Origin of the sequence: Luteibacter jiangsuensis (assembly GCF_011742555.1) — a bacterium.
Lineage (GTDB): Bacteria > Pseudomonadota > Gammaproteobacteria > Xanthomonadales > Rhodanobacteraceae > Luteibacter > Luteibacter jiangsuensis.
The window spans coordinates 316,210-336,593 of record NZ_JAAQQR010000004.1 but is presented as its reverse complement, the minus strand read 5'-3'; the positions used below and the strand labels follow the sequence as shown (position 1 = coordinate 336,593).

Below are 20,384 nucleotides of genomic sequence, written 5' to 3'. Positions count from 1 at the left end.
GGCGCGGGGGAACGCGGCGTCATGATCGGCGTCGCCTTCTCGCACACCCCCCGGGCGTGACGATGGCGGGCCGTCACGGTCGTCCGGAGGTCGGACGGTCATGGCGGTGGTTGGGCGTGGACCCGGGCCCAAGCGTTCTCCTTCCTGCCTCGGGAATCAAGTGGGCCGGGAATCTTCTGTGGCTGCCATGGTCTGAGCCCGAGGGCTTACGCTGGGTTTAGCGGACCGCCGCTATGCTGTTCGACTTTTCCAGTGCGGCTACAGGATCACCGCAGCGTGCAATATCCCGGCAAGGCGCCACCGCCGTTCGTCGAGCCCCACCGGCTGCAGCCGGGGGATTCGCCGCGCGCGCCCGGTCTTGCGCCGATCGACGCCGCCACGCTTGCCGCGCTGCACGACATCGGTCGCCGTCCGCCCCCGCGCGAGCGCGTGCTGCGGATCCTCGCGATGGTGGCCGCCATCGTCCTGCACATCGGTCTCGTGCTGCTGGTTCGCTACGAGATGGAGCCGAGGCTCCTGATCGGTTATGCGCCGGTGGCCGATCGCGAAGACGTGCTGGAAGTGCGTTTCATCGAACCGGCTCCCCGTCCTGCGCCCGCCGTGGAAACGCCGCCTCCGCCTCCGGAACCGCCGCCGAAGGTTCGTTCGCCGGAGGCGACCCGCCCCGAACCGCCGCGCCCGCGCCCCTCGACCCAGGCCACGCCGCAGCCCCCGGCGCCGGACGCCACGCCGGCACCCGACGCGCAGGCCAGGCGCCCCGTGTTGTTCGGGGCCGACGGAAGCATCGTCATGCCGAAGAAGGGCGCGGAAGGGACGACCCAGGCCGATTTCGTCGCGCGCAAGCCTACGGACGACAGCGGCATCATGTCCCACAAGACCACGGTGACCTACACGCAGACACGGTTCGAGAAGGATTGGGCGCCGCGGGACGAAAACGCGCTCAACAAGGGGCTTCGCCGTGCGATGGAAACCACGACGGTGAAGAAGACGATCGACCTCGGGCACGGCGTGCGCGTGAAGTGCGCCACGGTCTTCTTCGTGCTGCCCGTGGGCTGTGGCGGCGAAGACCCCTCGAAGGCTGCCGCGAAGGACGGAGACGTCCGCCTCAACATGGCGCCGGCGAACCCGCCGGTGAAAGACCTGCCCGGTCAGCCGGCGCCCCCCACGGAGGCGGAGTGCATCGCGGCCTTCCGGGCCGACAAGCCGTTGCCGCAGGGTTGTGCCTCCGACACTCCGCTGAAGGCGATGGACCAGGAGAACGCGGAACGCGAGCGGCGCACGGGCAAGTAGCGTCGCGACCCGCACAGCGATTGTGCGCACCGGCCGCAGCGTGGACACTAGCCGCCCATGCCCAAGACTTACCAACCGGACAGCGACCGCCCGATCGCCGAGAATTCGCTGCCGGTGTCGCCGCGCGAAGCTGCGATGCGTGCGCTGGTATATCGCCGTCGCTTGCGCGAGAGGCCGCGCGACCGCCTGCTGGGCGTGTTCGGCTGGGTGGGCACCATCGTCGTCCACCTGCTCTTCCTGTTCGGAATGATCCTGGGCCCCGCGTACGACGTGTTGCCGCCGCCCCCGGAGCAGCCGGACGAAAACGCATTGCTGGTGCGCCTCATCGACAAGCCGCCGCCGCCCGTGCCGCCGGTACGCGGCACGCCGTCGAGGGCGCCGGTCGCGAAGACGCGCTGGAATACCGCGCATTCGAAGGCCAGCCGCGCATCGAGCGGGTCCCGGGCTGCCGCCGTGGCTTCCGCCGCCAAGCCCCTTCCCGCCATCGCCGTGCCCGCCGCGCAACCTCCGCAGGTGAAGCCGGACGTGAAGCTGAGCGCGCCGCCGCCGAGCGTCGTTGCCGTCGCGGAGCGGCCGTTGAGCCAGCCGAAGGCGCCGCCGCCCCAACCGGAACTCGAGAAGGTGCCGGTGCCGACGCCTGCGCCGCCCGATCTGGCCGTGGACACGCCAAAGCCGACGGTAGTGCCGCCCCGCTTCCAGCCCGAGCCGGTGCGTCGGGCGCAGGCCGAAGGCACGGCGCCCATGCCGCCGCCCGCTTCGCTGGCGCTGCCCGAGACGCCCGCCGCGCAGATGGCCGTTACGCCCACGCCGCCGACGATCACGGCCGAGCGCACTGCGCCGGTGCCGACCACCGCGATGACGCTCGCGACGGTGCCGCGCCCCGAGGCGGAAACATCGTCCGCTCCCCCGACGCCGCAGGACGCCCCTTTGCCGGCGATCGCGTCCGAGCCCACGGCGCCGAAGCCCGACCTCGCCATCGATGCCCGGCCGGTGCCTCCGAAGGTGTCGGTCGAGCCCATCCACGCACCGGCCGTCGAGGCCACCGTGGACCTCGAAGCGGTGCCCCTTCCCGACGCCACGGCGAAACCCACGGTGTCCGCGCCTTTTGCGGACGACGTGCGCCCCGCCGTCCAGGCGCCGGCCGTGACGCCTGGCGACATGCAACGGCCGGTGGCCGGCGTCGACACCGCGCCGCAACCGCCGGGGCAGGCGCCCGGCGATGTGGCCGCGGGCGAATCCACGGCGCAGACCGCGGCGGAGCAGGGCAAGGCGGATGCGGCACGTGCCGCTGGCGAAGCCAAGGGGCCGCCGGCCCAGCCCCTCGTTCCGGGGCAGACCACGGCCGAAGCCTCGGGTTCGAACACGCCGGGCGCCACTGCCGCCACCGGCACGCCGGGCGCGGCCAACGGCGTGGAAGATAGTCAGCGCCTGACGGGCGCGAACGGCACTTCGCAGCGCGACGATGGCGTCGCGGGCGGGCAGGGCGACAAGACCGGCCAGGTGGCCGGCGCCTATGTAGAGCTGAAACCGCGCGGCAACCTCGTACCGCAGTCCGGCTCGCGCGTGCACATCGACTACAAGGCCACGCGCTTCGAGGGCGCCTGGACGCCCAAGGGCGAATCGTCCGTCGACACGGCCATTCGCCATGGCGTGGAAGCGGCCACGGTGCGCAAGACGATCTCGCTGCCTCGCGGCGTGAGGCTCAATTGCACGGCCGGTCCGGGCAATGCGGGCGGGGCGATGAAGGAAGCCATTTCCCTCCTGACTTTCGGTTGCTCGGAAGACGTGCAGGCGAAACCCGCCAGCCAGGAAGCGCTTGCGAAGGTGCAGACCATGGCGCCTGCCAAGCCGTTGGCCGACAACCTTCCGCCTGCCAACAGTGCGACGGTCGCCACCGCTCCGGTCGCGCTGGACAACACGGCGCTGTGCGCAACGGCGCGCGTCACCGGCGGCCCGCTGCCACCGGGGTGCGAGGCGTCGATCAAGATCAACGTGCCGGTGCCCTCCGCGAACTCCGGCTCATGGGTTCCAGCGAGCGACCAGTTCTCGCACTAGCTTCAGGGCAGGTGGCGGATCTCGGTACCGGCCGCCATGTCGTGGAGTCCGCGGCGGCGGCGGTCGATAAACGCCGGAAGGAGCAGCACGGCCCAGCCCACGACAGGCGCCCAGAGCGCGATCTTCAGCGACACGAGCGGGTAGAGCGTCAGCAGCCCGAGCGGCAGCGCCCCGGCCGCGAGGCGGACGGCGCCGCGCGCCCACGTCACCGGCATGCCGTCGGCATCCGTCACCCTGATCCGCCAAGGGCGCATGCCGAGCGTCTGTCCGCCGCGCACCCAGGAAACGAGGAAGTAGGTGCCCACGACCGCACCTTGCAGCGGCTGGTACCACCAGGCGAGCAGGTGGCCCTGGGTGTCGAACAGCGTGCCGCCCGTGGCGAACTGGGCCAGGAGCCCGACCACCATGACGATGGCGACCACGGCGAGAGCGTCGTAGACGACGGCGGCAAGGCGGCGCCACGCAGGCGCGGGCGATTTGGGGAGGTTCATGCGGGTCGTCGCGTACTGGCCATCGGACCATTATCTCCTGCGCACGGCGAATCTTCTTCCCGACGCCGCTTTGAGGGTCGCGGTGCGGACGTGAGACGATCGCCTCATGTCCGACATCGAATCCGCCGACGCCCGCCTCATCGAGCGTTTCATCGAGCGCATCTGGGCCGAGGACGGTCTGGCCGATCGCACCCTCGAAGCCTATCGCCGCGACCTGCAGCAGCTCGCGCGCTGGCTGTCCACGCGCGGGCGCACGCTGGCCACGGCCGGCCGCGACGACCTTTCCGCGTACCACGGCAGTCAGCCCGTGTCCGTGCGGAGCATGGCCCGGCGCCAGTCGGCGTTCCGGCGCTTCTATGCGCAACTCGCCCGCGACGAAGGCAAGCGTGAGGATCCCACCCTGCTGATGCAGCGTCCGCGCATGCCTCGCAGCCTTCCCAAGGCGCTGGCCGAGCGGGAGGTGGAGGCATTGATCGTCGCGCCCGATGTCGGCACGCCGCTGGGCATGCGCGACCGCGCGATGCTCGAATTGATGTACTCGTCCGGCTTGCGCGTTTCGGAACTGGTCGACCTTCCGCTGGCCGGCCTGAACACGCGGCAAGGGGTGCTTCGCATCACCGGCAAGGGCGGCAAGGACCGTCTGGTCCCGGTGGGCGAGGAGGCCCTGGCGCACGTGGAAACCTACCTGCGCGACGCGCGTCCGCAACTGGCCGCGGGACACGGGCAACCGTTGGCCCTGTTCCTTTCGCGGCGTGGCGACGCCATGAGCCGGCAGATGTTCTGGACCCTGGTGAAGCGCTACGCCGTGCAGGTGGGCATACCGGCGAGCCGGGTCTCTCCGCATGTCTTGAGACATTCCTTCGCCACCCACCTGCTCAACCACGGCGCCGACCTGCGTGCCTTGCAGATGCTCCTCGGGCACAGCGCCCTCAGTACCACCCAGATCTACACGCTCGTGGCCAAGGAGGGCCTGAAGCGCCTTCACGCCCAGCACCACCCGCGAGGCTGAGGCGTGCCACAATCGGGGAACCGAATGCGGTGATCGTGATCCAATCGATGCCGCGTTTCCCCCGGTGGCATATGGAGTGGTAGCGATGTTGAAGAAAATCCTGCCGGCGCTCTTCGCCGGCGCGTTCGCCATGACGGCCTGCGCGGCCGACAACGAAAAGGCTGTGCGCGACGCCGTCGAAGCCCTCGGGCCCGGTATCAAGGTCGACAGCATTGCGCCCGCGCCCATGGAGGGCTTCTATCAGGTGGTGGCCTCGGGTCGCATGGTCTACGTCAGCGCCGACGGGCGCTACATGCTCAACGGCAACCTGATCGACCTCAAGGCGAAAACCGACCTCAGCGCGGCCAGCTGGGCCGCCACGCGCAAGGCGGCACTGGCGAAGGTGCCTGCGTCGCAGCGCCTCATCTACGCGCCGGCCAACCCGAAGCACACCGTCACGGTCTTCACGGACGTCGACTGCGGGTTCTGCCGCCAGCTCCACGCGCACATCGACGAATTCAACAAGCAGGGCATCGCGGTCGAATACGTGTTCTGGCCGCGGGAAGGCATCAAGACCACGGCCGGCAATGACACCCCGTCCTACACCAAGGCCGTGTCGGTCTGGTGCAGTGCCGACCGCAAGAACGCCTTCAACGAGGCCATGAAGGGCGCCACGCCCAAGGCGGCCACCTGCGCCAATCCGGTGAAGGACGATTTCGAACTGGGCGAGCGCCTGGGCGTGAACGGCACCCCCACCATCGTCACCGAGAACGGCGACGTCGTGGGCGGCTACGTCACCCCGGCCCAGCTGCTGAAGGCCCTGGAGGCCCCGGCAGGCACGGTGGGCCGCGGCGGCTGATCCAACCCTGTGGGAGCCGGCCCCTGTGGGAGCCGGCTATGCCGGCGATCCCGCGGCAGCGGGCAGTCTGGCCGCGAGCATCCATCGCCGCTGAAGCGGCTCCCACAGGTATCCCGGGACCTTCCTTCGGTCGGTCCGATGCTGCCGCGCAACATCATGTAGAATAGGCGTTTTCCTTCTGCGCCTTTCCCCCCGCATGATCGCACTCGACGGGCAGAGCGCCCTCTCGCCTTTTCGCCTCGAACGACTGAACGCCCACCTGGATGCCTTGCATCACGGTACACGCGTACAGGCCGCCTGGTTCACCTACTTCGTCGACGCCGACCAGGCGCCCGAGGGCGACGCGCGTGCGCGCCTCCTCGCGGTGCTGGAAGCGAAAGCGGGCACCCCCGAGGACGCCACGTTCTGGATCGTGCCGCGTCTGGGCACCATCTCGCCGTGGTCCAGCAAGGCCACCGACATCCTTCATGGCGCGGGTTTCGACGTGCGCCGCGTGGAGCGCGGCACGGCATGGCGGGTCACCGGCATGCCTGCCGACGACCATCCGGCGTACGCCGCCGTGATGACCGCCTTCTGCGATCCCATGGTGCAGTCGCCGCTCCATGCGCTGGAACAGGCCGCCGGGCTTTTCCTTGCCGGTGAACCCGGTCCGCTCGGGCGCATCGAGCTGGGCGCCGATCCGCGCGCGGCATTGTCCGCCGCCAACGCCGAGCTCGGCCTTGCGCTGGCCGACGACGAGATCGACTACCTCGCCGCGCGCTACGCGGAGATGGGCCGCGCGCCTACCGATGCCGAGCTCATGATGTTCGCGCAGGCGAATTCCGAGCACTGCCGGCACAAGGTGTTCAACGCCACCTGGACGCTCGACGGCGCGGAGCAGGAGTCGTCGCTGTTCGGCATGATCAAGAACACGCACCAGAAGTCGCCGGCACATACGTTGTCGGCCTATCACGACAACGCGGCGGTCATCGAAGGCTACGAGGGCAACCGCCTGTTCGTGGATCCGGAAGACGGCGTGTTTCGCACCGTGGCCGAAGCGGCGCCGTACGCCATCAAGGTGGAAACGCACAACCATCCGACGGCGATCGCCCCGTGGCCGGGTGCCGCCACCGGTGCGGGCGGCGAAATCCGCGACGAGGGCGCGACCGGTCGCGGCGGCAAGCCGAAGGCCGGTCTTACGGGTTTCTCCGTGTCCCATCTGCGCATTCCCGGGTTGCCGCGTCCTTGGGAAAAGGAGCGTCCGCTTCCGCCGCGCATGGCGTCCGCGTTCGAGATCATGCGCGACGGCCCGCTCGGCGCCGCGGCCTTCAACAACGAATTCGGCCGTCCGGCCCTGGGCGGCTATTTCCGCACTTTCGAGCAGGAAACGGGCGACAAGGGCGTGCGGCGCGGTTACGACAAGCCGATCATGATCGCCGGTGGCCTGGCTGCCATCCGTCCCGAGCACGTGCAGAAGCGGAAGGTTCGTCCGGGCGACAAGGTGATCGTGCTCGGCGGTCCGGCCATGCTCATCGGGCTGGGCGGTGGCGCGGCGTCTTCCGTGGCGTCCGGCACGTCCAGCGCGGAACTCGACTTCGCCTCCGTGCAGCGCGACAACCCGGAAATGGAACGCCGCTGCCAGCAGGTGATCGACGCATGCTGGGCACGTGGCGACCGCAATCCCATCGTCAGCATCCACGACGTGGGCGCCGGTGGCGTGTCCAACGCCATTCCCGAGATCCTCAACGACGCGGGCGTCGGCGGTGTCATCGACCTGTCGAAGCTCCCCTCGGACGACCCGAACCTCTCGCCGATGCAGGTATGGAGCAACGAGTCGCAGGAACGCTACGTGCTCGCCATCGGCGGTGAGGACCTCGAACTTTTCGAATCCTTCTGCGCACGCGAGCGCTGCCCCTTCGCAGTGGTCGGCGAAGCCACCGAAGAACCGCGCCTCATCGTGCGCGATCCGCGCCGCGATCTCACCGTGATCGACCTGGGCATGGACGTGCTGTTCGGCAAGCCGCCGCGCATGCACCGCGATGCGAAGCGCGTGAAGCCGCGCGTCGACCTCGTCGCCGACCTTACCGGCATCGGCATGGACGAAGCGCTGATGCGCGTGCTGCGCCTGCCCGCGGTCGGCAGCAAGAACTTCCTCATCACCATCGGCGATCGTACGGTCGGCGGGCTCAACGCGCGCGATCCGATGGTGGGCCCTTGGCAGGTTCCCGTCGCCGACGTCGCGGTCACCATGACCGACTTCGACGGCTACACCGGCGAAGCCATGGCCATGGCGGAGCGCGCGCCCGTCGCGCTGCTTTCCAGTGCCGATGCCGCGCGCATGGCGGTGGGCGAAGCCATCACCAACCTCGCCGCCGCATCCATGAAGCTCGACGAGGTACGCCTGTCCGCGAACTGGATGGCCGCGGTGAACCACGCGGGCGAAGATGCCGCGCTGTTCGATGCCGTCAAGGCCGTCGGCATGGAACTATGCCCGTCGCTCGACATCTCCATTCCCGTCGGCAAGGACTCGCTGTCCATGCAGACGGTGTGGACCGACGAGAACGGCAAGGCGCAGAAGACGGTGTCGCCGGTGTCGCTGGTGATTACCGGTTTCGCGCGCGTCGACGACGTGCGCCGCACGCTCACCCCGCAGCTGAAGCTCGACCGCGGCGACACCGACCTGTGGCTGATCGACCTTGGCGCCGGCCGCGACCGTCTCGGCGGATCCGCGCTCACGCAGGTCTTCAACCGTGGCGGCGGCGTGCCGCCCGACCTCGACGATCCCAAGCGCCTGCGCGCGATGTTCGAACTGATCCAGGAAGCCAACCGCGCCGGGCTGCTCCTCGCGTACCACGACCGCTCCGACGGTGGCGTCATCGTCACGCTGCTGGAAATGGCGTTCGCGGGCCACTGCGGACTGGAACTTCGCCTCGACGGCTGGGCCGACGCGACGCTGCGCGCCTTGTTCAACGAGGAACTGGGCGCCGTCGTACAGGTGGCTTCGGCGAACCGCGAAGCCTTCGAACAACTGCTCGTCAAGCACAACCTCGCCGGTCTCACGCACAACGTCGGCCGTCCGAAGGAAAAGCTCGGCATCAAGCTTTATCTCGCCGGCGAGCCCGCGTTCAAGTGGAACTGGACGGAACTGTTCCGCGCCTGGAACGAAACCAGCTACGCCATGCAGCGCCTGCGCGACAACCCGCACAGCGCCGACCAGGAAAACGAGTGGCGCCTCGACGATGCCGACCCCGGCATCTCGCCGAAGCTCGTCTTCGACCCGGCGGAGGACATTGCCGCACCGTATATCGCCACAGGCGTGCGTCCCCGCGTGGCGATCCTGCGCGAGCAGGGTGTCAACGGTCAGGTCGAAATGGCGGCCGCCTTCCATCGGGCCGGCTTCGATGCCGTCGATGTGCACATGACCGACCTGGCCACCGGCCGGCACCACCTCAAGGACTTCATCGGCCTGGCCGCTTGCGGCGGGTTCTCGTACGGCGACGTGCTCGGCGCGGGACGTGGGTGGGCCACGTCCATCCTGTACAACGATGCGCTGCGCGAGCAGTTCGCCCGCTTCTTCGAGGACGGCACGCGCTTCGCCCTCGGCGTGTGCAACGGCTGCCAGATGATGTCCGGCCTGAAGGACATCATCCCCGACGCGAAGCACTGGCCGCAGTTCCTGCGCAACCAGTCGGAGCAGTACGAGGCGCGCGTGGCCACGCTCGAGATCCTGGATTCGGGCAGCATCTTCTTCCGCGGTATGGCCGGCTCGCGCATTCCCGTCGCGGTGGCGCACGGCGAAGGCCGGGTGCATTTCCCGATGGTGTGCAGCCCGTCGAAGAGCCACGCCGCGGCGCGCTTCGTCGACAACCGCGGCAAGCCGACGGAAAGCTATCCGCTGAACCCGAACGGTTCCCCGGGTGGCCTGGCCGCCTTCACCGCCGCCGACGGCCGCGTCACGATCATGATGCCGCACCCCGAGCGCGTGTTCCGCACGGCGCAGTTGAGCTGGCATCCGGAGCAGTGGGGTGAGGACTCCCCGTGGATGCGCATGTTCCGCAATGCGCGCGCGTGGGTCGGCTGATGCGATCCGCCGTGGCCCAAGCCGCCTGAGACCATGGAAGCCACGCCTCTCACCAGCGTCGTCATCGTGCTCGCGGACAGCGGGCCCTTCACGCGCGAATGTGTGGAGCACGTGCTCGCGAGCGACGTACCGGTCGAGGTGATCGTCGTCGACAACGGCTCCGCCGACGGCGTGCCCGAAGCGATCGACCGCGCTTATGCCGACGAAGATCGCGTGCGCGTGGTGTACAACCGGGCCAATCTCGGTTTCGGTCCCGCCGTGAACCGCGGCGCGGCCCAGGCGCGCGGGGACCGGCTGCTGGTGCTCAACCCGGATTGCCTCGTGGCGCCGGACACGATTCGCCGCATGGCGGCGCATATCGATGCGCACACCGGCATCGTGGGCGCCGTGGTCTGCGACGCCGACGGCAACCCCGATCCGGCGTCACGCCGACGCGATCCGCTGCTGCGCCGCTCGCTCGCGACCAAGCTCGGTCATGGGGGCGACGCCGGCATCGACATCCGCGGGCCGATGCCGGACGGCGCGGAAGCCGTGGAAATCGTTTCCGGTGCCATCGTGCTCATGCCGCGCAGCGTCTTCGAGCGCCTGCACGGTTTCGACGAAACCTTCTTCCTGCACTGCGAAGACATGGATCTGTGCCGCCGCGCGCGCGACGCGGGCTACAAGGTGCTGCTGGCCGGCGACGTGCGCGTGCTTCACGGCAAGGGCGGCTCGAGCCGGCACCGGCCCGTGTTCGTCAGCCGGCACAAGCACCGCAGCATGTACCTCTGGTTCCGCAGGCACGATCCGGCCGCACGCAATCCCCTGGTGCGCATCGCGGTGTGGCTCGGCATCTGGGCGCACTTCGTGGCGAAGATCCCGGGGCAGCTTCTGCGTAAACGCCGATGAGCGGGACAGCGCGCGGGGGTAGCCTCGCCACGCTTGGCCTGCTGGCCGTCACCGCCATCTGGGGCTCCACCTTCGCCCTCATCAAGGACGTGGTGGGCCGGATGCCGGTTGCCGACTTCCTCGCGGTGCGCTTCGTCATCGCCGCGTTGGCGATGCTCGTCCTCTTCGCGCTCCCGCTACTGCGGCTGCCGCGCTCGCAGTTGCTGCGAGGCCTGGGGCTGGGCGTGCTCTACGGCCTGGCGCAGTGGTTGCAGACGGAAGGCCTGGCCCGCACGTCGCCGAGCGTCAGCGGCTTCGTCACCGGCATGTATGTCGTTATTACGCCGATCCTCTCCCTGCTGCTGTTCCGCCAGCGCATGCCGTGGACTACCTGGCTCGCCGTCCTCGTCGCCACACTCGGCCTCGGGGTGCTCGCATTGAACGGCTTCGAGCTCGACGCCGGCGTCCTTCTGACACTCGGCTCGGCCGCCCTGTACGCGTTGCACATCGTGGGGCTCGGGCACTGGTCCAAACCCGGCGATACCTTCGGCATGTCGGCCATCCAGATGCTGGGCATCGCGGCGGTGTTCCTTGCGATCACCCTCCCGCATGGCGGCCCGTCCTTGCCACCGGACGGCAAGGCCTGGGTGGCCGTGCTTTACATGGCCCTCGTCGCCGGCGCGCTCGCCATGCTGGTGCAGACCTGGGCGCAGGCGCACATGCCCGCCACGCGCGCGGCCATCGTGATGACCACGGAGCCGGTGTTCGCGGCGGGTTTCGCCGTGCTGCTCGGTGTCGACGTGCTCACCGGACGCATGCTGGCCGGCGGCGCGCTCGTACTCGCCGCCATGTACATGGTGGAACTGGCGCCGCGCTTCCGCCGTGGAAAGCCGACGGAAGCGCTGCATCACGAGGTATGAAGGCCAGGCGCGTTCCTACCGTTCCTTGGTGGTCGTGAACTTGTAGACCATCGTGTTCCGGTAGGTCTGTCCCGGTGCGAGTCGCGCCGAACCGAAGGCCGGCTGGTTCGGTGTATCCGGGAAGAGCTGCGGTTCCAGCGCGAACGCATCACCCTGACGATAGACACCGCCGGACTTGCCCGACGTGGTGCCGTCGAGGAAGTTGCCGGAGTAGAACTGCAGGCCGGGTTGCGCCGACCACAGGGATAGCACGCGGCCGCTCTTCGGATCGCTCACGCGTGCCACTTCGCGCGGCTGCGCCGCTTCTTTCCGCGAAATGACCCAGTTGTGGTCGTACCCGCGACCGAAGACGAGTTGTTGCTCCTTCGCATCGCGGATGTCGCGGCCGATGGGCTTGGCCTTGCGGAAGTCGAAAACCGTGCCGGCCACGTTACGGATTTCGCCGGTGGGGATGGCCGTGGCGTCGGTCGGCAGATAGGCATCGCCGGCGATCGTCAGTCGCTGGTCCATCACGCTGCCCGAGCCTTCGCCCGCAAGGTTCCAGTACGTATGGTTGGTGATGTTGACGATGGTCGGTGCGTCCGTCGTGGCGGTGTACTCGATCGTCAGTTCGTTCTTGTCGTCGATGGCATAGGTGGCGGTGGCGGTGAGCTTGCCCGGATACCCCTGATCGCCGTCCGGGCTCACGTAGGTGAGGGTGACGCTCGGGCGCGGGCCGGATTCCACCTTGTCCACCGTCCATACGACCTTGTCGAACCCGACCTTGCCGCCGTGCAGCGAGTTCGGACCGTCGTTCACCGGAACCGAATATGCCTTGCCGTCGAGGGTGAAGCGACCCTTGGCGATGCGGTTGGCATAACGCCCCACCGTGTCGCCGAAATACTGCGGTTTGGCGAATGTGCCCTTCAGGTCCGGATATCCGAGCACGATGTCGCCGGGCTTGCCGTTGCGGTCGGGCACGTCGAGCGCATAGAGGGCGGCACCGAGGGAGAGGATCTTCGCCGACATCCCGTGGCCGTTCGTCAGCGTGACCACGGTCACTTCCTTGCCGTCGGGCGTCTGGCCAAACGACGCTTTCGTGGCCTCCCCGGCATGCGCGCCCGTGCCGGCGGCCAGCAGCATGGCGGCCGCGAGGCTCGTCCCGATCTTCATCATGGGTGTCTCCCTTCGAATGGACTTGGGGACCAGATCATATTTGTTGGACAATTGACAAGCTGCGCCGCGTCAATGCCCATCGCCGTGCTCCGGTAGGATGGGCGAGGAAGCCTTGAGGGGGAGGATGGGATGGCATCGAAGAAAGGGAGTAGCCGGAACCTGCACACGCAGGTGGTGGAGAGCCTGGGCGAGTCGATCGTGTGTGGCGTGTTCCAGCCCGGCGATGCGCTGCCTGGCGAGGCACAGCTCGCCAGCGAGATGGCGGTGAGCCGCACGGTGCTGCGCGAGGCCTTGAAAGTGCTGGCGGCCAAGGGGTTGATCGAGACGCGCCAGAAGACCGGCATGCGCGTGCGCGACTCGCGCTATTGGAACCACCTGGATGCGGACGTGCTCGGCTGGCGTTGCGCCTCGCTCCCCACGGACGACTTCGTGGAGAAGCTGGTGGAAATGCGCGAGATCGTCGAGCCCGCGGCGGTGATGACGGCCGCCAGGCGGCGCGATCCGGCACAACTGGAGGCGATCCGCGAGGCGCTGGCGGCCATGGAGGCCGCGGAAACGCTGGACGACTGGGCGGCCGCGGATCTGCGTTTCCACGAAACGGTGCTGCTGGCAACGAACAACGAGCTGCTCAGTGCGCTCTTTTCGGTGATCGAGGCCGCCCTCGGTACGTTCTTCGTGATGTCGGCGCGCACGGCCAAGAACTTCAAATACGCGCTTCCGCATCATCGCGCGGTATACGAAGCCATCCGCCGCCGCCGGCCGAACGAGGCCGCAGCAGCCATGTACACGATGATCGAGGACTCTCGCGCGAACATGCGCAAGCCGCGCCGTCGGAAGTAGCGGAGCGGATCGGACAACTCGCCGACGCGAGTTCATGCGCTTAGCGGCTTCGCCGCCGCGGTCGTGGTGCGTATTCGCTTCGTAGGTTTCGCTCGCCTTCGGCCTCGCTCGCGGCGCTTGCACCGTGGCTTGAAAGCCGGCATCGGACGGTGCGGTGGTGTGTTGTGTAGTGCGTGGCGTGCGTTGCTTTGTCGGTCTGTGGTGACCGTTCGCGCTTGAGTCGCTGGGTGCCTGCCTTCACAGGCACGACGGTGGCTGAGAGTTGCTCGCGCGTTGTGTAGGAGCTCTTCGCTCGAGATACGAATCGTGGTGCTCTCTGTGGGAGCCGGCTGCGCCGGCGATCCCGCGGCAGCGGGCACGCTTGCCGCGAGCACCCTTCGCCGCTGAAGCGGCTCCCACAAGAGCGCGACGCGAGGGCATCACAGCGTCCCCTCCTACCGTCGTGCCTGCGAAAGCAGGCACCCAGCGCCCCGTTCGGCAAGGGACGAAATCAACCCATCGGCTCGTGCTCCGGCTCTCCCCACAACAATCCGCACCGTCCGTACTGGCTCTCAAGCAACGGTACAGGCGCCGAGCGCGAAGCCGAACAGGCGGGCCAGCCCTACGAAGCGATTCCCGCAACACAATCAATGGCGGCACCCACATGCGCAGGCACCGCCTCGGGACCTCAGCAGCAGCGCCCGCCTGTGCCGCGATACCTGGCTTCCTGACGCTCGCGGAAGAACTCCCCGTAACTCGGTACGGGGCGTTCCGGATGGTGCTCGCGCAGGTGTCTCACGTAGACGTCGTAGTCGGGCACGCCGCAGCAGAGGCGGGCGGTTTGCACCGCCCATTGCCAGAGCGAGCGGGATCCGGATGCGTTCGCTTCCATGGGGGGGCCTCCTTACTGCGCCACGCTGGACAGCGCGACGTACGGTTCCTCGTGCGCGGTCGGGTGCGTGGCACGCCATGCGCGGACGATGGAGCGAAGCGAGAAGAACAGCATGGTCAGGACCAGCAGCATGAAGAGTGCCGTAAGGCCCATGTCCACGCGGTTGTTGGTGATGATCCGCTGCATCTCGTCCATCGACTTCGCCGGGGCGAGCAGCTTGCCCGACGCCATCGCATCCGCGTACTTCTGCGCCGCAGCGGTGAAGCTGATCTTCGCGTCGAAGATCTTCTGCCAGCCCGCGGTCAGCGTGCATATCACCAGCCAGGCGGCCGGGACGGCGGGCACGAGCACATAGCGCTGGCGCTTCAGTTTCACGGTCACCACCGTCGCCAGCATCAGTGCGATGGCGGCAAGCATCTGGTTGGCGATGCCGAACAGCGGCCACAAGGTGTTGATGCCGCCCAGCGGATCGACCGCGCCCTGGTACAGGAAATAACCCCACAGGCCGACGCAGATCACGGTGGCCACGATGTTGCCCACCCAGGATTCCGTCTGCTTCAACGGGGCCCAGGCCATGCCTGCCAGTTCCTGGATCATGAAGCGGCCCACGCGCGTGCCGGCGTCCACCGTGGTGAGGATGAACAGGGCTTCGAACAGAATGGCGTAGTGGTACCACAGCGCCATCATGCCTTCGCCCGGCATGATGCCGTGGAGCAGCTGGGCCATGCCCACCGCCAGGGTGGGGGCGCCGCCGGCGCGGCCGAGGATGGTGCTTTCGCCGATATTGCGCGCGGTGTCGGTCAACTCCGCCGGCGTGACGAGGAAGCCCCAGCTGCTGATCGTCTGGGCGGCCTGCTCGGCCGTGGTGCCGACCAGCGCGCCCGGTGAGTTCATGGCGAAGTACACGCCCGGGTGCAGCGAGGCCGCGGCGATCAGGGCCATGATCGCCACGAAGGCTTCCATCAGCATGCCGCCGTAACCGACCAGCCGCGCTTCGCCTTCATTGGCGAGGAGCTTCGGCGTGGTGCCCGAGGCGATGATGGAATGCCATCCGGAAACTGCGCCGCAGGCGATGGTGATGAAGAGGAACGGGAACAGGTTGCCGGCGAACACCGGCCCGGTGCCGTCGATGAACTTCGTGACCGCGGGCATTTGCAGGGTCGGGGCGGCGAGGAAGATGGCCAGCGCGAGCAGGGCGATGGTGCCGATCTTGAGGAAGGTGGACAGGTAATCGCGCGGCGCGAGCAGCAGCCACACGGGAAGCACGGAGGCGAAGAAGCCGTAGCCGATCAGCAGCCAGGCGAGGGCCTTGGCGTCGAAGTCGAAGAGGGCGGCCAGGGCTGGCGTGTCGTTGACCGTCTTTCCGTACCAGATGGAGGCCAGCAGCAGGATGAGGCCGATGATCGACACTTCGAGGATGCGCCCGGGGCGGACGAAGCGCAGGTACACGCCCATCAGCAGGGCGATGGGAATCGTGGCGGCGACGGTGAAGGTGCCCCAGGGGCTATGGGTGAGCGCCTTGACGACGACCAGTGCCAGCACGGCCAGCACGATCATCATGAGGACGAGGACGCCCACCATGGCGATGACGCCGGGCACTTCACCCAGTTCCTCGCGGAGCATGTGCCCGAGGGAGCGTCCGTCGCGGCGCAGGGAGAGACCGAGGATCATGAAATCCTGCACCGCGCCGGCGAATACCACGCCGACAAGGATCCAGAGGGTGCCCGGGAGGTAGCCCATCTGCGCGGCCAGCACGGGTCCGACGAGCGGGCCGGCGCCGGCGATGGCCGCGAAATGATGGCCGAACACCACCCAGCGGTCGGTGGGCACATAATCCAGGCCGTCGTTGCGAAGGACAGAAGGCGTGGCGCGCGAGGGGTCGAGCTGCAAGACCCGCGTGGCGATCATGCGGCTGTAGAAGCGGTAGCCGATGAGGAAAACGGCGATGGAAGCGGTGACCAGCCAGATGGCATTGATCGGTTCGCCCCGTCGCAGGGCGACGACGCCGAGGCACCAGGCTCCGACGATGGCGATGGCGGCCCAGAGGATCTTGCCGGCCGGGCTGGGTTTGGGAATGGCGCTTTGCATGTTGGAGCTCCCCTTGCGGATGCTCCAAGGGTCGTCCCCGTTGCCCTGGGGGTCAATGACCGCGAGGGTTCCGGGGCATTAGCCATTGGTCGAATGGCTAATGACTGAGACAAGTCTTCCGTTCCCGGTCCCGACTTGAGCCGGGGGCCGTCCGGCGCCATGCTGGGGGTATCCCCACTCCCCGGAAAACGCATGATTCGCGAGATCCTGAAGATGGGCGACGAGCGCCTGTTGCGCATCGCCCAGCCCGTGCCCGATGCGATGTTCGGCTCGGCCGAACTCGACGAGCTGATCGCGGACATGTTCGACACCATGGCCGACGCCGGCGGCGTCGGCCTGGCCGCGCCGCAGATCGGCGTGGACCTGCAACTGGTGATCTTCGGCTTCGACAGCAGCGAGCGGTATCCGGATGCACCGCCCGTACCGCGTACGATCCTGCTCAACCCCGACATTACGCCCCTCTCCCAGGATATGGAGGAAGGATGGGAGGGGTGCCTCTCCGTGCCGGGCCTGCGGGGTGTGGTGAACCGCTATTCGCTGATCCGCTATCGCGGCTTCGATCCGGAGGGCAACCTTATCGACCGGGAGGCCGAAGGCTTTCACGCTCGCGTTGTGCAGCACGAGTGCGACCACCTGATCGGGCGCCTGTACCCCTCGCGCATCACCGACTTCAGCCGGTTCGGCTTCACCGATGTGTTGTTCCCGGGGGAAGACATCGGCGACGACTGACCCGGGCCGGGGCGGTTATTCGGCGTCGGCCAGGGCTTCGATGATCACCAGGAGGGCCTTGCGGCGCTCCTTCGGCATGCGGCTCACGAGCCCGACAAGGCGCAGCTGCTCGCGGGAATCGGCACGGTAGAGGGCAGGGCTTTCGCGTACGCCGGTGGCGCCGCTAGGTGCGCCGCGGCCGGTGGCCAGCCATTCGAAATTGACGCCGAAACGGACCGCCATATCGATCTGGCGTTCCAGTTCCGGAAGGCCGAGATCGCTTAGCCACTTCCTTGCGGTTTCCCTGCTGACGTCGAAAAGGTCGGCCAGCTGCGTAATGCGGCCGCGGCCTTTCTTCACGCCGGCCATGTCCAGCGCGACATGAAGACGTTGGGAAAAACCTCGGTTGGTAGGGGACATGACAACTCCGATGGAACGCTTGGGCGCTACGGTCCGGGTATTGTTCATAGCGCGGAGCGGGAGCGTGACGCTTTTCCAGTTGCCAACTCGTCCAATTTGCGACTGCCTTTGATTTTGCTCATTAAAGGCGGAAGGAGTTGACGAATTTTCTCATCTCTTCGGCTGCGCGATGTGCGTGTTCGGCAAAGTTCACGCCCGAATCAGCGTAAAGGATCGCGCGCGAGGAGGAAATCATGAGGCCTGTGCCGTCGCGTGTTCGGCCGTTCGCCATGACTGCGGCGACGTCGCCGCCCTGGGCGCCGATCCCGGGAACCAGCAGCGGCATGTCGCCGACCACCCCACGCACGCGGCCGAGTTCTTCCGGCCAGGTGGCGCCGGTGACCAGGGCGCAGTTGCCGTTGCCGTTCCACTCGCGCGCGATGGTTTCCGCCACGCGCAAATAGAGTGGCTGGCCCCCGCAGTCGAGTGCTTGGAAATCCTTGCCGCCCGGGTTGGAGGTGCGGCACAGGAGGATCACACCCTTGTCGGCGCGATCGAGGAAGGGGGCGATGGAATCGTGCCCGAGGTAAGGATTCAGGGTGACGGCATCGGCACCGTAGCGATCGAAGGCTTCCGTGGCGTAATGCTTTGCCGTGGAACCGATGTCGCCGCGTTTCGCGTCGAGGATGACGGGGATGCCCGGGTGCGTCTCGTGGATGTATGCGATCAGCCGTTCCAGGACGTCTTCGGCCCGTTGCGCGGCGAAGTGCGCGATCTGCGGCTTGTAGGCGCAGACCTGGCCTGCCGTGGCGTCGACGATGTCGCGGCAGAAGGTGAAGATGCCCTCGGTGCCGGAGAGGCCCGCGGGTAACCGGCCGGGTTCCGGATCCAGGCCGACGCACACGAGCGAGTCGTTGCGGCGCCAGGCGTCCTTGAGGGCGGTCATGAAGTTCATGGGGGGCATTTCCTCGGCCGGGTTGTGAATGTGGGAGCCGCTTCAGCGGCGATGAGTGCTTGCGACCAACGTGCCCGCTGCCGCGGGATCGCCGCTGAAGCGGCTCCCACAATGGCGCACCTTCTGCAACCAGGCGGCTCCCACAGTTCCGGATCAGACCAGCTTCTTGTACTTCACACGCTTCGGGCCGGCGTCGTCGCCGAGGCGGCGCTTCTTGTCGGCTTCGTACTCGTTGTAGTTGCCCGGGAAGAACTCGACGTGCGAGTCGCCTTCGAACGCGATGATGTGCGTGGCGATGCGGTCGAGGAACCAGCGGTCATGCGAAATGACCACGGCGCAGCCGGGGAATTCCAGCAGGGCGTCTTCGAGCGCGCGCAGCGTTTCCACGTCGAGGTCGTTGGACGGTTCGTCGAGCAGGAGCACGTTGCCGCCCTGCAGCAGGGTCTTCGCCATATGCAGGCGGCCGCGTTCGCCGCCGGAGAGCTGGCCGACGATCTTCTGCTGGTCGGTGCCCTTGAAGTTGAAGCGGCCGATATAGGCGCGCGACTGGATCTCGAAGTTGCCGATCGTGAGGATGTCCGAACCGCCGGAAACCTCCTGCCAGACGTTGTTTTTCGCGTCCAGCGCGTCGCGCGACTGGTCGACGTAGGCGAGCTTGACCGTATGGCCGAGCTTCACCTCGCCGCTGTCCGGCTGCTCCTTGCCCATGATCATCTTCATGAGCGTGGACTTGCCGGCGCCGTTCGGGCCGATGACGCCGACGATCGCGCCCGCCGGAATCTTGAACGAGAGGTCTTCGATGAGCACGCGGTCGCCGAACGACTTCGTGACGTTCTTGAACTCGATGACTTCCTGGCCCAGGCGCTCGCCCGGCGGAATGAAGATCTCGTTCGTTTCGTTGCGGCGCTGGTACTCGACCGAGTTCAGTTCCTCGAAGCGGTTGAGACGGGCCTTGCCCTTCGACTGGCGACCCTTGGAGGCCGAGCGCACCCATTCCAGTTCCTTCTGGATGGCTTTCTGACGCGACTTCTCCTGCTGGGCTTCCTGCTTCAGGCGCTCGTCCTTCTGCACGAGCCACTCGGTGTAGTTGCCCTTCCAGGGAATGCCGCGGCCGCGGTCGAGTTCGAGGATCCACTCGGCGGCGTTGTCGAGGAAGTAGCGGTCATGGGTAACGGCCACCACGGTGCCGGGGTAGTCGTGCAGGAAGGTTTCCAGCCAGTCGACCGATTCGGCGTCGAGATGGTTGGTGGGCTCGTCGAGCAGGAGCATGTCGGGCTTGGACAGCAGCAGGCGGCACAGCGCCACGCGGCGCTTCTCGCCACCGGACAGCGGGCCGATCTTCGCGTCCCAGGGCGGCAGGCGCAGGGCGTCGGCGGCCACTTCCAACTGGCGCTCCAGGGCGTGGGCGTCGTTCGCGGCCAGGATGCCTTCCAGGCGTTCCTGCTCCTTGGCGAGGGCGTCGAAGTCGGCGCCTTCCTCGGCGTAGGCCGCGTAGACCTCCTCGAGCTTCTTCTGGGCGTCGAGCACTTCCGAGACGCCTTCCTCGACGGCTTCGCGAACGGTCTTCTCCGGATCGAGTTCCGGTTCCTGCGCGAGGTAGCCGACCTTGATGCCGGGCTGCGGGCGGGCTTCGCCCTGGAAGTCCTTGTCGACGCCGGCCATGATCCGCAGCACCGTCGACTTGCCGGCGCCGTTCAGGCCGAGCAGGCCGATCTTGGCGCCGGGGAAGAACGACAGCGAGATGTCCTTGATGATCTGGCGCTTCGGGGGGACGATCTTGCTCACCCCGTTCATGGTGTAGATGTACTGCATGGACGCTCCGTGGCATTGGGCGCCGC

The 20,384-nt window shown here is 67.6% G+C and carries 16 protein-coding genes; 9 read left to right on the top strand and 7 right to left on the bottom strand.

The window, feature by feature from the left end:
• The first annotated feature begins 276 nt into the window (after window positions 1–276).
• Window positions 277–1,290, top strand: coding sequence for a hypothetical protein (locus HBF26_RS11415; RefSeq protein WP_167126160.1), 1,014 nt, complete (start codon window positions 277–279; stop codon window positions 1,288–1,290).
• 57 nt (window positions 1,291–1,347) lie between these two features.
• Window positions 1,348–3,345, top strand: coding sequence for a hypothetical protein (locus tag HBF26_RS11410; RefSeq protein WP_167126157.1), 1,998 nt, complete (start codon window positions 1,348–1,350; stop codon window positions 3,343–3,345).
• A gap of 2 nt (window positions 3,346–3,347) precedes the next feature.
• On the opposite strand, the gene HBF26_RS11405 is transcribed toward HBF26_RS11410, so the two are convergent.
• A complete protein-coding gene (locus HBF26_RS11405) occupies window positions 3,348–3,836 on the bottom strand; it encodes an RDD family protein (RefSeq protein ID WP_167126154.1) in 489 nt (162 codons plus the stop codon).
• A 106-nt stretch (window positions 3,837–3,942) separates the two neighbouring features.
• On the opposite strand from HBF26_RS11405, the gene xerD reads away from it, so the two are divergent.
• The 5 genes from xerD (at window position 3,943) to HBF26_RS11380 (ending at window position 11,530) form a co-directional block, all read left to right on the top strand.
• Window positions 3,943–4,845, top strand: coding sequence for a site-specific tyrosine recombinase XerD (gene xerD / locus HBF26_RS11400; protein WP_167126151.1), 903 nt, complete (start codon window positions 3,943–3,945; stop codon window positions 4,843–4,845).
• Window positions 4,846–4,930: 85 nt separating this feature from the next.
• Window positions 4,931–5,683 (top strand): DsbC family protein, encoded by a 753-nt coding sequence (locus HBF26_RS11395; protein WP_167126148.1) that lies wholly within the window; start codon window positions 4,931–4,933, stop codon window positions 5,681–5,683.
• 196 nt (window positions 5,684–5,879) lie between these two features.
• Window positions 5,880–9,743, top strand: coding sequence for a phosphoribosylformylglycinamidine synthase (gene purL / locus HBF26_RS11390; protein WP_167126145.1), 3,864 nt, complete (start codon window positions 5,880–5,882; stop codon window positions 9,741–9,743).
• 33 nt (window positions 9,744–9,776) lie between these two features.
• Window positions 9,777–10,631 carry a glycosyltransferase family 2 protein gene (locus tag HBF26_RS11385; RefSeq protein ID WP_167126141.1) on the top strand — a complete coding sequence of 285 codons (855 nt, stop codon included), beginning with the start codon at window positions 9,777–9,779 and terminating at the stop codon, window positions 10,629–10,631.
• Window positions 10,628–11,530 carry a DMT family transporter gene (locus HBF26_RS11380; protein ID WP_167126139.1) on the top strand — a complete coding sequence of 301 codons (903 nt, stop codon included), beginning with the start codon at window positions 10,628–10,630 and terminating at the stop codon, window positions 11,528–11,530. Before HBF26_RS11385 ends, HBF26_RS11380 begins: the two co-directional genes overlap by 4 nt.
• A 15-nt stretch (window positions 11,531–11,545) precedes the next feature.
• Here HBF26_RS11380 and HBF26_RS11375 read toward each other — a convergent pair whose 3' ends face one another.
• Window positions 11,546–12,685 carry an aldose epimerase family protein gene (locus HBF26_RS11375; RefSeq protein WP_205287623.1) on the bottom strand — a complete coding sequence of 380 codons (1,140 nt, stop codon included), beginning with the start codon at window positions 12,683–12,685 and terminating at the stop codon, window positions 11,546–11,548.
• A 129-nt stretch (window positions 12,686–12,814) separates the two neighbouring features.
• Here HBF26_RS11375 and HBF26_RS11370 point away from each other — a divergent pair, with 129 nt between their 5' ends.
• Window positions 12,815–13,525 (top strand): FadR/GntR family transcriptional regulator, encoded by a 711-nt coding sequence (locus HBF26_RS11370; protein WP_167126136.1) that lies wholly within the window; start codon window positions 12,815–12,817, stop codon window positions 13,523–13,525.
• 667 nt (window positions 13,526–14,192) lie between these two features.
• On the opposite strand, the gene HBF26_RS11365 is transcribed toward HBF26_RS11370, so the two are convergent.
• Together HBF26_RS11365 and HBF26_RS11360 are read right to left on the bottom strand one after the other, a co-directional pair.
• Entirely contained in the window at window positions 14,193–14,396 is a 204-nt protein-coding gene (locus HBF26_RS11365) for a YbdD/YjiX family protein (protein WP_167126133.1), read from the bottom strand.
• Window positions 14,397–14,408: 12 nt separating this feature from the next.
• Window positions 14,409–16,484, bottom strand: coding sequence for a carbon starvation CstA family protein (locus tag HBF26_RS11360; RefSeq protein WP_167126130.1), 2,076 nt, complete (start codon window positions 16,482–16,484; stop codon window positions 14,409–14,411).
• A 192-nt stretch (window positions 16,485–16,676) separates the two neighbouring features.
• Between HBF26_RS11360 and def the strand changes: the two genes are divergently transcribed.
• On the top strand, window positions 16,677–17,213 hold the full coding sequence (gene def, locus HBF26_RS11355; protein ID WP_167126127.1) for a peptide deformylase: 537 nt from the start codon (window positions 16,677–16,679) through the stop codon (window positions 17,211–17,213).
• A 15-nt stretch (window positions 17,214–17,228) separates the two neighbouring features.
• Here def and HBF26_RS11350 read toward each other — a convergent pair whose 3' ends face one another.
• The 3 genes from HBF26_RS11350 to ettA all read right to left on the bottom strand — a co-directional run bounded on the left by HBF26_RS11350 (window position 17,229) and on the right by ettA (window position 20,358).
• Window positions 17,229–17,612, bottom strand: coding sequence for a DNA-binding protein (locus HBF26_RS11350; protein ID WP_167021949.1), 384 nt, complete (start codon window positions 17,610–17,612; stop codon window positions 17,229–17,231).
• Window positions 17,613–17,733: 121 nt separating this feature from the next.
• Window positions 17,734–18,546, bottom strand: a complete 813-nt coding sequence (gene pyrF, locus HBF26_RS11345; protein WP_167126124.1) for an orotidine-5'-phosphate decarboxylase — start codon at window positions 18,544–18,546, stop codon at window positions 17,734–17,736.
• Window positions 18,547–18,699: 153 nt separating this feature from the next.
• Window positions 18,700–20,358, bottom strand: a complete 1,659-nt coding sequence (gene ettA / locus HBF26_RS11340; protein WP_167126121.1) for an energy-dependent translational throttle protein EttA — start codon at window positions 20,356–20,358, stop codon at window positions 18,700–18,702.
• Window positions 20,359–20,384 lie beyond the last annotated feature (26 nt).